This is a genomic window from Pelagimonas sp. (assembly GCF_058892305.1).
Map to the genome: position 1 here is coordinate 14620 of NZ_JBZXVN010000011.1, position 12353 is coordinate 26972.

The following is a 12353-nucleotide window of genomic DNA, read 5'->3' on the forward strand; positions in this document are numbered from 1 at the left end:
ACACGCCCCTTACACCGCCAGATCGTCAGGTGAAATAGCCATCAGGTCATCGCCACCCTCGCGGGTATGGGCCAATAGCCCAACATGTTCCGGCAACAGCCGTTTGATATAAAACGCCGCCAATTTGGCCTCGGCCCCATCTGGTTTGGCCATCGCGGCGCAAAGATGGAAATATCCGCCCAAAACCCGCGCGAACCCCTGCAAGAACGGCACAGCCACGGCAAAGCGATCCGCCATGTCGTGGGCCACAAGGGCTTCGGTGGTTTCGCGAAGGTTCTCCGAGGCCTGCCAAACCGGTTCCGCCAACTCTGGCATCGTTGCCCGCGCGCCTTCGGCAAAGGCCTCAATCTCATCTAGCAACCGATATGCCGCCTCGCCGCCATCCATCAATTTGCGCCCCACAAGGTCCATCGCCTGAATGCCGTTGGTGCCTTCGTAAATGGATGTCACCCGAACATCGCGCACATATTGCGCCGCCCCGGTCTCTTCGATGAACCCCATGCCGCCATGCACCTGAAGGCCCATATTAGCCACGGCGATACCGGTATCGGTGCCAAACGCCTTGGCAATCGGGGTCAAAAATGCGGCGCGGGCCTTCCATTCGGCATCACCCGTGGCGTTGGACATATCAATCGCCACCGCCAAAGAGAGCGCAATCGCACGCGCGGCAAAGGTGTCGGACTTCATCGTCGCCAACATCCGGCGCACATCGGCGTGGCCAATGATTGTGCCCTCGGGCGACCGGCCCTGTTTACGCTCATTGGCATAGGCCAACGCCTGTTGATAGGCGCGCTCAGCAATGCCAACCCCTTGGACACCAACCCCAAGACGGGCATTGTTCATCATGGTGAACATGGCGCGCATTCCGTCATGTTCACCACCAATAAGCCAACCACGCGCGCCCTCAAACGACATCACGCATGTCGGGCTGCCGTGAATGCCCATCTTATGCTCAACACTGACCACCTTGAGGCTATTGGCGGTGCCGGGATTGCCGTTTTCGTCGGGAATATTCCGCGGAACAAGGAACAGGCTGATGCCCTTGGTGCCCGCAACCCCATCAGGAAGGCGCGCCAACACCAAATGGCACACATTCTCGGTGAAATCATTGTCACCCCAGCTTATGAAAATCTTTTGGCCGGTCACCGAATAGGTCCCGTCGCCATTCGGCTCGGCCTTAGACGAAAGCGCCCCGACATCCGATCCGGCCTGAGGCTCGGTCAGGTTCATGGTCCCCGCCCACTCGCCCGTCACCAGTTTCGGCAAATACAGGTCTTTGATCTCATCACTGGCGTGGTGTTCCAACGCCTCGATCTGGCCTTGGGTCATCAACGGGTTCAAATGCAACGACATGCAGGACGACACCATCATGTCGTTCACCGCGCTTGTCACCGTCATCGGTAGGCCCATACCGCCATATTCAGGGTCGGCAGACACCGCGACCCAGCCACCTTCGGCAATCGCCTGATACCCGTCGGCAAACCCCTTTGACGTGCGCACCTTGCCGTTCTCTAGAACCGCCGGGTCGAGATCACCGTTGGTGTTCAAAGGGGCAAGCACCTCTTCGCACATCTTGGCGGCCTCGGACAAAATCGCCTCAACCGTGTCTGTGGTTGCATCGGCGAAACGGTTGGTCCCGGCCACGGCCTCAAAGCCGATAACGTGGTTCAGAAGCAGACGGAAATCATCCAGCGGGGCTCGGTAAGTCATGGGGCCTCCCGTATGGCTTGGCATTGGCCAAGCGCTCTTGTAGCTAAAGGTGTCTAAAAGCAAAATGAATTGGCCTGCCGTTGCCTTCAACCGAAACGCGGCGTCACACAAAACGAGGGCCGCAATGGCAGAAATCGCGACACAGCGTTTGGGCATGGTGGCCCAAGACATCGCTCAGGCGGCGAATGTCCTGCAGAACGGTGGCCTTGTCGCCTTTCCTACGGAAACGGTTTACGGCCTCGGGGCCGACGCCCGCGATGATCGCGCCGTTGCCCGAATTTATGAGGCAAAAGGCAGGCCAAGCTTTAACCCTTTGATCGTGCATATCCCAACGATTGAGGCCGCCAAGGCCCTTGTTCACTGGACCAACGCCGCGCAAAAACTGGCCGATGCCTTTTGGCCCGGACCGCTGACTTTGGTCCTTCCTCTCCGCGCCGATGCGGGTATTTCCAAGCTGGTCACTGCCGGGCTCGACACCTTGGCGATCCGTCTTCCCGATGCCCCTTTGGCGCGTGATCTGCTGACCGCTTTTGGTGGCCCGGTCGCTGCGCCGTCGGCAAATACGTCGGGTCAAATAAGCCCGACTCGCGCGCAACATGTGCTTGATGACCTCACGGGTCGGATCGAAGCGGTGCTGGATGGCGGTGCCTGTTCGGTCGGCCTCGAATCAACCATTCTGGGGTTAGCGGGCGGTCCAACCCTCTTGCGCCCCGGCGGCGTCACCCGTGACGACCTATCAAAAGCCTTGGGGCGACCCGTTCTTTTGCGCGATGAAAACGCGACAATTTCTGCCCCCGGCCAGATCAAATCGCACTACGCACCTCGGGCACAGGTCCGGCTAAACGCAGAGAACTGGAACACCGACGAGGCGCGGCTAGGCTTTGGCGATGTTGATTGCGACCTCAACCTATCGCCCAAACGCGACCTGACCGAAGCCGCCGCCAATCTCTTTGAATTCTTGCATCGCCTCGATGCCTTGAACCGGCCAACCATTGCCGTGTCTCCCATTCCCGACACCGGATTGGGAATTGCGATCAATGACCGGCTTAACCGGGCTGCAGCTGATCGGTGAACCCGGCGGCTTTGATCAACTCTGACAACCCTTCGGCGTTTGTTTCAAAATCCAAAACCGTGATCGTCGCATGATCAACCGGATCGAACTGACAGAGCTGATACATGTCGTCATACACCTCGATCTCAACTTTGGCCTTGCTCCAATGCAAGCAAACTGTCGGCCAATCACCGCGCCCGGCCCAATCCGGAGCGGTCCCTTTGACCGCGTCAAGCAGCCGCGTCGCATTTGAAATCGCTGTTTCAGACGGGGCGTTGTCCGGCGTCCAAGCAATGCGAACCGGGGTCCAATTGGCGGAAAGTTTCATCGTGTCATAAACCTTTGGCAGTTGCTCTTGCGTCACGGCGAACCTTGCCACCCACCAAATACATCACGCGCGCCCCCCTTCGGCCGAAAGGGCAAGGGCCGCAACCCCAATGCTTTCAAGCGCGGCACCCCATCGTTCGCCATCGGGTAAATCGAAAACAATCTTGGGGTCCGATTCGCACACCAACCACCCGTTCGCCGCGATTTCCCCTTCAAGCTGGCCGGGACCCCACCCCGCATAGCCAAGCGCCATCATCCATTTTTCCGGCCCCTCGCCAGCGCCGAGATCCTCAAGAATATCTTGGGTCGCGGTCATGTGGATGTCGTCGCGTACCTCAACCGTCGTCACCAGTGATTTGTAATCGGGCGTGTGCAAAACAAACCCGCGACCCATTTCAACCGGTCCGCCAAAATGGACGTGATGATCGGATAGATCGGTTTTCATTTCGATCGAAAGCTGTGTCAGAAGGGTCGGCATATCAAGATCATCGCTGGATTTGTTGATGATCAGCCCCATCGCCCCTTCGTCCGAGTGGTCGCACATAAATACAACGCTGTGTTCAAATCGCGGATCTCCCATGCCGGGCATGGCAATCAGCATATGACCTGTCAGGTTGGTTGAGGATGTTACGTCTTTCAACGTCATCGCGGGCCTTTCCGTTCTTAGACTCTCAGCATGGCCCGGCAACGGGCGCGACGCAAGGGCAACATGTGCCGCAGCCCGCACATGCAACCATTGGGCGCATCACGCATCCTATCGCCGGAATGTGACTTTTATTTCGGCGCGAAAAACCCCATGTCTGGTCCTATGAAACACCCAATTCTTGCCCTCGCCTGCCTTGCGCTGCCCACCCTTGCCAGCGCCGAAAGCTATGAAAACGTCATCCGCGCCACGCTAAAGCCGGGATGGCGGATGGCGGATGGCTCGCATATGGCGGCGCTGCATCTCGAACTGGCTCCGGGCTGGAAAACCTATTGGCGTGCGCCCGGGGATGCAGGCATTCCGCCACAATTCCGCTGGAAACGCGCCAAAGGCACAACAAGTGTCCGCATCCATTGGCCCGCCCCCGAGGTGTTTCACCAATCCGGCATGCGCTCGGTCGGCTATTCCGGCTCGGTCACGCTGCCATTGCGGGTTCAGTTGAGCACTACCGGGGATTCCCGGCTTAAAGGTGTGATTGATATCGGCATCTGCAAAGAGGTTTGCCTCCCCCACCGCGTTCGGGTCGAGGCGGTCTTGCCCGCCGCCAACACCAATCCAACGCCCTCCATCGCCGCCGCCTTGGCCGATGAACCCTACGCCGCAGAAGAGGCCGGAGTGTCCAACGTCTCCTGTTCGGTGTCTCCGGCATCCAACGGCCTGACCCTCAAGGCGCAGATCGCCATGCCCAAGGGCACCGGGCGCGAAGAGACCGTGATCGAAACCGCCAATCCCGAAGTCTGGGTCGGTGAGCCAAAAACATGGTGGGACGGCAATCGCCTTATGGCCGAGGCCCAGATGGCCCATATGAACGGTGGCGCGTTTGCGCTGGATCGCTCGCGTGTCCGGATCACCGTATTGGGTGGCTCAATGCCCGTCGACATCCGCGGATGCGATAGCTAACCGGCCCGGCGTCTTCTTTCCACAAATATCCCAAGGGTGAATGAAGCCATCGGCTTCAGAGGGGGCTGGCCCCCTAACCTTCCCCTCAAGACATGCTATCCGCGCATCATGCGTTTGACGCCGATCCCAAAGCCGCCAAGCACATAAAATACCACCGCCAAAGCCCCTGAGCCAAGAACAAACACGGCAAAGGCAGCGAGGGTCGGGGCCACTTGCGCCACCGGCCCTTGGGCCAATTGCGCGGGCAGTTCGCCATAAACGGCCGTATGGCCCAAGGTCACAGCCAACCACGCCAACATCGCCGCAAAACCCAAAAGCATCCAAGCCCGCAACGCCAACCCACGGAACCAAAGCCCCCGCTTCAAGGCGGCGACATAGCGCCCGACATCATGCTGGATCGCCACCAATGCCGGCACCACTAGCAAGACCAAGATCATCCCAAAGCCAAGTCCATAGACCAAGGTGATCACCGTCGGCTTAAGAAACTGCGCCTGTGCTGACCGTTCCGTAAGCAAGGGGGCAAGCCCCAAAACCGTGGTCGCCGTGGTCAAAAACACCGGGCGCAATCGGTCTGCGACACCGTCAATGATCGACGGAACCAATCCCCGCTCGGCGGCGTATTCATCAATCTGGGTCACCAAAACAATGGAATCATTGATGATAATCCCCGTCATCCCCAATAGGCCAACCACCGTAAACATGCTGAGCGGCACATCCCAATAGGCGTGACCATAGATTGTCCCGACCAATCCAAAGGGAATAATCGCCATGACAACCAAGGGCCGCGACCAGCTGGCAAAGACCCACGACAGCACGAGGTAAATCCCCAGCAGCACAAGAACCAATCCGGTTTTGGCATCATTGAGGAAATCATCCTCTTGCTCGCTTAGACCAGATAGCCGGTATTCCACCTGCCGCGTTTCGGCGATCCCCGGCAAAACCTGTTCGTCCAATATCGTCATGATCTCTGTGGCGCGGGCCGGGTCATCTTCGGACAAATCACCAGTGACCGAAATCACCCGGATGCCGTTTTCGCGTCGGACCGTCGAAAACCCAGTGCGGCGTTCAACGCTGACAATATCGGCCAGCGGCACATAGGCCCCGTCCGGTGTGCGCATCAATGACCGCTCAAGAAAATCCGCCGTTAGCTCGCCACTGGGAAGCTCAACCCTAATCGCCGCGCTCCGCGGCCCGTCCGGATAGGTGGCCGCCTCGATGCCCCCCAACCGGTCGCGCAACACCCGCCCCAACCCGTCAATTTCAAAGCCAAGGGCCTGCCCCTGCGCCGTCAACTCAAGGATCAGCTCTTCTTTGTCATAAGCAAGGTTGTCTTCGACCGCCGAAATCTCCGGGAACTGTGCCGCCGCTGTTTGCAAATCTTCTGAGGCAGCTTTCAAAACCTCGGCCGATGCCCCGTAAAATTGGACGTCCAAGGCATCACCACCCGGCCCCGACCGCCAACCGCGAAAGGTCAGCGTTTCGACCAAGGGGTGGCGCGGCACCCGATCTTGCAATTCACCGACGAACGCAAAGCTGGAATAGGGGCGCAAATCCGACTCGATAAGCTCAATCGAAATGCCGCCCAATTGGTCGGCGTCCTTGGTATCGGCCCCGCGCAAACCACGCCCGGCATTCCCGCCCACTTCGGCAACCACATAGACCAACGGGTTGCGACCATGTTTTTCTTCATACTCGGCGGCAAGCTCTTCGGTGGCTTGTTGAAACAGGCGCATTTGCTCCATGGAATCGGCCCGCGTCGCCCCCGGTGCCATGGCAAAATTCCCGGTCACTGACGCGCGTTCGGGCGCATTAAAGAACCGCCATTGCACATCGCCATCAATCAGCAAAACCACCTGACTTGCCAATGCCAGAACCGCGCCTGCTATCACCGCATAGCGCATCCCAATAATCAGCCGCATGAACGGGCGAAACAGCCTGTCACGCACAAAGCAAAAACCGCGATCAACCACGCGCGACGGCCAATCATACCAATGTTGTTCGGCGGAATGCTTGAGCGCATGCGCCATATGGTGCGGCAGGATCAAAAAGCATTCGACCAAAGAGGCCAGCAAAACCACAATCACAGTGAACGGAATATCCCCGATCAAATCGCCAAACCGGCCGCCAATCGCCGTCAAACCAAAAAAGGCAATCACCGTGGTCAAGGTCGCCGAAAACACCGGCAAAGCCATGCGCCGCGCCGCAGATTCCGCCGCCTGATAGGGGTCCAAACCCCGGCGGGACAGGTGATCGGCATGTTCGCCAACCACAATCGCGTCATCCACCACGATGCCCAAAGTGATGATAAGCGCAAAGAGCGAGATCATGTTGATCGTCAGCCCCGACAAATACATCAGCGCAATCGCCGCAAACATCGCGGTCGGAATACCCGCCGCCACCCAAAGCGCGGTGCGGGCATTGAGGAACAAAAACAACAACCCGACAACAAGGGCCAAACCGGTTAGCCCATTGGTCAAAAGGATGTCCAACCGGCCCGAAATCGCCTCGGCCCGCGTGCGGATAAGGTCGATGCTGACCCCATCGGGCAGTGAGGTTTTGAACTCTTCCGCGACGTCTTCGACGGTGTGCTGAATGCCAATCGCGTCGCCCTGTGCGGTGCGATCAACCCGGATCGAAATGGCCGGGTTTTCGCCGACGAAATAGCTACGTTCGCGGTCAATGCCTTCGACTTGAATCTCGGCCACATCCGCAATGGTGAGCTTGGACCCATCCGGGTTTGAGCGCAGCGCAATCGCCCCGATATCGCGCGCCGTGCGTTTTTCGACACCGGTGCGCACCCGCGCGCCGGCGCTCCCCACGTCACCGGCGGGGTCGGTATCAACCTCGGCGGCGATTGCCGTTGCGATGTCGCGCATGGTGATGTCAAAGGCGATCAAATTCGACGATGGCACTTCGATCATCGTTTGTGGTGCCGCCAGCCCGCGGATTGTCGTACGCGTCACCCCTTCGGCAAACAGGCGCACCACCAATTCGTCGGAAAAACGCGCCAATTGATCGACGCCAACCGGGCCGGTGATAACCAAATCGGTGACCCTATCGCGCCACGCCGCGCGGCGCACGCTTGGGTCATCGGCATCTTCGGGGAGCGTTGTGACCGCGTCGACCGCCGCCTGCACATCATCGGCGGCGCGGGCCATATCCCAACCCGGTTCAAACTCAAGCGCGATAAAGGCGCTGCCTTCGCTTGACGAAGCACCAGATTGCTCAACCCCTTCCACCGTCAACAACGCCGGTTCAAGAACCTGCACAATCGCCGCGTCGACGTCTTCGGCCCCCGCCCCTTCCCAGGACACACGCACCGTGACGTCATCCAAAACCACATCAGGAAAGAACTGCGCGCGCATGTTTGGCGCGGCCATCAACCCGGCGGCAATCAGGATCACAAAAACCAGATTGGCAATTGTCGGGTGCCGGGTGAAATAGCTTAAAATGCCACCAGCGGCCTTGGGAACGCGGCGGGCCATCGCTTAGCCCCCCATCCGGGATTCGATCCGTTCGACCATTTGCACCGGCACCTGAGGTTTGTCCAACTGGCCCAAAATCCGCGATTTCGCCTCGGCTGGCATCCGGTTATTGGCCTCAACAAAGGCGCGGATTTTTTCGCGCCGCTCATCCGTAAGCTCAACCATCTCTGGCCCGGCGGCGGGTTTGGGCGCATCTTTGCGGATCGGTTTGACGCGAATACCGGCGCCCAAAAGTGGCGTGCGTTCGGCCACAACTTCGCGGCCTTCCAAATCGCGCGCCCGGATCAGAACGTCGTCACCCTGTCGGCGCAACATCGTAACGGGAACAACCTCAAGCCGGTCATCGGCCCCAATCGCAAGAACCTCAGACGCGGCATTCAGCGCCGAAGACGGCAAACGCACCACACGTCTCAGCTCCTGTTCCTGTAGCTTCACAGTCACAAAATCACCGGGTTTGAACCCGCGCGGCGTATCGAGATCGGCAAACAGCAATCGCCCTGTCTGCCCTTCACCAACTGCAGCCCCCTCGCGGCTCAGCTTGCCGCTGGTGATGATATTGGTGCCAAACACGTCAAGGCTCACATTCACCGGGGCGACACGCAAATCACCGTTTTCATCAAGCAAACGCGCGTATTGCTGGGTCGACACCCGAAACGCCACCTCAAGCAAATCCGGATCCACCAATTGCGCCAAGCGTTCGTTGGCCGACACCAAGCGCCCCGCCACAACGGTCACATCCGACAAGGTTCCTGAAAATTCCGCCCGAATTTCCGTATCCTGCAAAAGACGCTCCGCCTCTTCCTTGGCGATACCGGCGCGGCGCAAACGGGTCACGGCCTGATCAATTCGGGCCTCGGCGGTCGCAACCGCGCGACGATGGGTCAACACCGCTTGGCGCGCCGAAGATAGCGCCAGTTCCGCTGTTTCAACGGCTGCTGCTGTACCAACCCGGCGATCTTTGAGATCATTTTGACGTTTCAACGCCTTTTCACGCAGGCCAACCTGCTCCTGAGCCGCGCCCAATTCGTCTTGGGCCAACCCCAAGGCGCGCGCTGCTTCACGCTGTTCCGCTTCGGCATCCAAAAGATCACTTTCAGCGCGATCCAAATTGAACTGCGCGCTCGCCTGATCAACCTGGGCCAACAATTGTCCGGCCTCAACGCGCCCGCCTTCGACAAAGACCGTATCTAGTGACCGCAGTGCACCACCAACCGCCGCGCGCAATTCTAGTGTTCGACGGCTATGCACCTCACCAAAGGCTGACAGCTCTGGCACCACAGGACCCGAAACAACCGGCACAACATTGACCGCAAACACCCGTTCACGGGCCGGACGCGACCGTGGTTCTTCGTCCAAACGGGCCTGCACGGCATCGCGCACCATAATGCCAGCATAGGCCAACATGCCCAGCGCCAAAGACACTAGGAACAGGCCAGTCAGGCTTTTGCGTAGAAAACGCATGGCTTTCCTCACTGCGAACGGTTTCTTCAAATGTAGCGGCTAGACGAAAGATTCCAAGCAGCTCAGGCTTATACGCGGCTTCCCGCTACTTCCGTCGCTGATGTTCGTCCAAACGTGGAAAAATTTCGACAAAGTTGCAGGGTCGGTGCCGATAATCGAGTTGAAGCACTAAAATTTCGTCCCACGCATCTTTGCAAGCCCCCGGACTTCCCGGCAAAGCAAAGAGGTAAGTGCCCCCCGCGACACCCCCCGTGGCCCGGCTTTGAACCGCCGATGTGCCGATTTTCTGCATCGACACCATGGTGAAAACGGTGCCAAAGGCCTCGATCTCTTTTTCATAGACGTCGCGATGGGCTTCGACCGTGACGTCACGTCCGGTCAAACCGGTGCCCCCGGTTGAAATGATCACGTCGATGTCTTTATCCGCAATCCAATCGCGCAACTGCGCCGAAATCATGTCGCGTTCGTCCTGCACAATCTTGCGATCAGCCAAGACATGCCCCGCCTTTTCCAATCGGGCGACAAGCGTATCCCCCGAGCGATCCTCGGCCAGCTGCCGCGTGTCGCTCACCGTTAGAACGGCGATGCGTACCGGGATAAACTCTTTGTTTTCGTCAATGCGGGACATAGGTTTCCTCACAAACAGGGGTTGGCCACGACAAATCGCGGCGAGCTGAGTAAATCGGACAAGCTGTCCGCCACGGCAAGCCCCAAGGCGGTCACATCGGGCCCTAGCCGTTTCGGGCAAACACCATAGTACTCCGCCACGATCTGCTCAAACACATCTTTGCCGCGCAAGCCATACTCTTCAATGCGGCGCTTTTGCGCCTCCTCTGACAACGGCGGATAGGAGTTAGCCAATTCGAACGCCATCAACATGCGGTCGGCGTCTTGCAAAAGATCTTGTTGCGTCTCTGGGAACGTGCCGTTGCAGATTTCGGCGACCGCCCGCAGCGTGGTGATTATTACGGCCGCGCATCCAACGGCCCCCTGCTCTGACCAATCCACCCCCCAATTGGACCATCCGTTGTCGTCTTTGCTGCGGTACAAAGTGACCTCGCCCACCGTCTGCAGACTGTGCAGCCCCTTGTCATCGACCACCACGCCATCGGCGCGATCCGCAAATAGGGCGTCATAGTCGATCCCTTGTGACCAAGCCGGAGAGGCCAGAGCCAATATCCCCCAAACAAGACATGTTTTGTACATATTGCCTATAGTGCCAGCCGAACCGCCAAGCCTCCAAAGAGTGTCGCCGTGATCCAACGAGTGACCCGCTCGGTCATGCTTCCGCTTGTCAAACGATGGCGCAGTTTTCCAGCAAATTGCCCGACCAAGCCGTTTACGAAGAGCCCACCCGCCGCGAGCAACACACCAAAAATCAGGAATTGCGGAAGGACGGCGCGGCTAGGGTCCACAAATTGCGGAACAAAGGCGAGGATGAACAAAATCACCTTGGGATTGGTCAGGTTAACGACAAACCCTTGCCATGCCGCGCGGCGTGACGTGAGCGGTTTTGCGTCGGATGATCCAATCGGGGTGCGCAGGGTTTTCCAAGCGATATAAAGGAGATAGGCGACGCCAGCCCAGCGGATCACGTCAAAAGCCGCGGGGTGTGCATTGACCAAAGCCCCAAGGCCTATCCCCGCCAAAAACGTATGCACAAAGGCCCCAGCCGAGATACCGGCCGACGCCGCCCAACCGGGCCGCGCCCCGCCGCGCAACCCTTGGGCAAGGCAAAACATCATATCCGCCCCCGGCGTCAAATTCAGCGCAAGGCCAGCCGGAATAAAGGCAAGCAAAACAATGGGATCAATGATCATTTTAGCCCTTCTAGTTTGGCTCGCACTTCAAGTAAATCCGCCCAAGTATCGCGTTTTGCAGCCGGATTGCGCAAAAGATAAGCCGGATGAAACATCGGGATCGCCGGTTTGCCTTCGGCCTGAGCCCACTGGCCCCGCAACCGGGTGATCCCGCGTTTACCCAACAAGGCCTGACAGGATATATTCCCTACGATGACAATGACTTCTGGCTTCGCCAAGGCGATATGACGCTGCAAAAACGGCAACATCATTGCAATCTCTTCGGGCTTGGGGTCGCGGTTTTGCGGTGGCCGCCAAGGCAAAACATTGGTGATATAGGCGTTTTCATCACGCGATAGACCAATTGCCGCTAGCATTTTATCTAATAACTGTCCGGCACGACCGACAAAGGGTTTGCCCTGCAAATCCTCGTCCCGCCCCGGCGCTTCGCCAACGAACATCACCTTGGACCCGGCGATACCGTCGGCAAAAACCAAGTTGCGCGCGCCTTTCTTCAACGGACAATGTGGATAGGCCGCCATCGCCGCCTCTAGCGCGGCCAAGTCGGGCGCGGCTTGCGCGGCCTTCACCGCTTCTTCGATCGGGTCGATCCGGGTTTCCACAATCCTAACAGGGGCTTGACCGCCTTGAGGTTGCGCCCGCGCGGCCTCGGCCTTGGCGCGTGCCTCTTCCTCGGCTGCAAACCGATCTACGGGCGTGGCAAGGATTGCCTCGTCCACTCCCATCTCCGCCTGCCACTCAAGCATGGCGCGCGCCGTATGCCAATCAATCGCCGATTCCATGCGCGCACCCTACCCGCGCTTGGCACCAGAGGAAACGGTAAGAAACACTGTGACGCTCGGGGGAGGGCGGGTGGGCCGAGTGTCACAGTGTTTCTGAGCCCTTGCCCCCACGTC

11 protein-coding genes are annotated in these 12353 nt (G+C 58.8%); 2 read left to right on the top strand and 9 right to left on the bottom strand.

The window, feature by feature from the left end; all coding sequences use genetic code 11:
• Positions 1-9: 9 nt before the first annotated feature.
• Positions 10-1710, bottom strand: a complete 1701-nt coding sequence (locus tag AC5EFR_RS04270; RefSeq protein ID WP_493574720.1) for an acyl-CoA dehydrogenase — start codon at positions 1708-1710, stop codon at positions 10-12.
• A gap of 124 nt (positions 1711-1834) precedes the next feature.
• On the opposite strand from AC5EFR_RS04270, the gene AC5EFR_RS04275 reads away from it, so the two are divergent.
• Complete coding sequence (locus AC5EFR_RS04275; protein ID WP_493574721.1) at positions 1835-2782, top strand: L-threonylcarbamoyladenylate synthase; 948 nt, start codon at positions 1835-1837, stop codon at positions 2780-2782.
• Here AC5EFR_RS04275 and AC5EFR_RS04280 read toward each other — a convergent pair.
• Together AC5EFR_RS04280 and AC5EFR_RS04285 are read right to left on the bottom strand one after the other, a co-directional pair.
• Positions 2757-3089 carry a hypothetical protein gene (locus tag AC5EFR_RS04280; RefSeq protein ID WP_493574722.1) on the bottom strand — a complete coding sequence of 111 codons (333 nt, stop codon included), beginning with the start codon at positions 3087-3089 and terminating at the stop codon, positions 2757-2759. The genes AC5EFR_RS04275 and AC5EFR_RS04280 overlap by 26 nt on opposite strands.
• Before the next feature lie 63 nt (positions 3090-3152).
• Positions 3153-3734, bottom strand: a complete 582-nt coding sequence (locus AC5EFR_RS04285) for a YqgE/AlgH family protein (RefSeq protein ID WP_493574723.1) — start codon at positions 3732-3734, stop codon at positions 3153-3155.
• Between the two features lie 162 nt (positions 3735-3896).
• Between AC5EFR_RS04285 and AC5EFR_RS04290 the strand changes: the two genes are divergently transcribed.
• Complete coding sequence (locus AC5EFR_RS04290; protein ID WP_493574724.1) at positions 3897-4691, top strand: protein-disulfide reductase DsbD domain-containing protein; 795 nt, start codon at positions 3897-3899, stop codon at positions 4689-4691.
• Between the two features lie 95 nt (positions 4692-4786).
• Here AC5EFR_RS04290 and AC5EFR_RS04295 read toward each other — a convergent pair whose 3' ends face one another.
• The 6 genes from AC5EFR_RS04295 to AC5EFR_RS04320 all read right to left on the bottom strand — a co-directional run bounded on the left by AC5EFR_RS04295 (position 4787) and on the right by AC5EFR_RS04320 (position 12239).
• Positions 4787-8176: an efflux RND transporter permease subunit gene (locus AC5EFR_RS04295; protein WP_493574725.1), complete on the bottom strand. Its 3390-nt coding sequence runs from the start codon at positions 8174-8176 to the stop codon at positions 4787-4789.
• A 3-nt stretch (positions 8177-8179) separates the two neighbouring features.
• The gene (locus AC5EFR_RS04300; protein ID WP_493574726.1) at positions 8180-9637 is read right to left on the bottom strand and encodes an efflux RND transporter periplasmic adaptor subunit; all 1458 of its coding nucleotides are present in this window, start codon (positions 9635-9637) and stop codon (positions 8180-8182) included.
• Positions 9638-9722: 85 nt separating this feature from the next.
• A complete protein-coding gene (moaB, locus tag AC5EFR_RS04305; protein WP_493574727.1) occupies positions 9723-10265 on the bottom strand; it encodes a molybdenum cofactor biosynthesis protein B in 543 nt (180 codons plus the stop codon).
• A gap of 8 nt (positions 10266-10273) precedes the next feature.
• The gene (locus AC5EFR_RS04310) at positions 10274-10843 is read right to left on the bottom strand and encodes a hypothetical protein (RefSeq protein WP_493574728.1); all 570 of its coding nucleotides are present in this window, start codon (positions 10841-10843) and stop codon (positions 10274-10276) included.
• Positions 10844-10848: 5 nt separating this feature from the next.
• The gene (locus AC5EFR_RS04315; RefSeq protein WP_493574729.1) at positions 10849-11457 is read right to left on the bottom strand and encodes a LysE family translocator; all 609 of its coding nucleotides are present in this window, start codon (positions 11455-11457) and stop codon (positions 10849-10851) included.
• Positions 11454-12239 carry a uracil-DNA glycosylase gene (locus AC5EFR_RS04320; protein ID WP_493574730.1) on the bottom strand — a complete coding sequence of 262 codons (786 nt, stop codon included), beginning with the start codon at positions 12237-12239 and terminating at the stop codon, positions 11454-11456. The genes AC5EFR_RS04315 and AC5EFR_RS04320 overlap by 4 nt, the downstream gene beginning before the upstream one ends.
• Positions 12240-12353 lie beyond the last annotated feature (114 nt).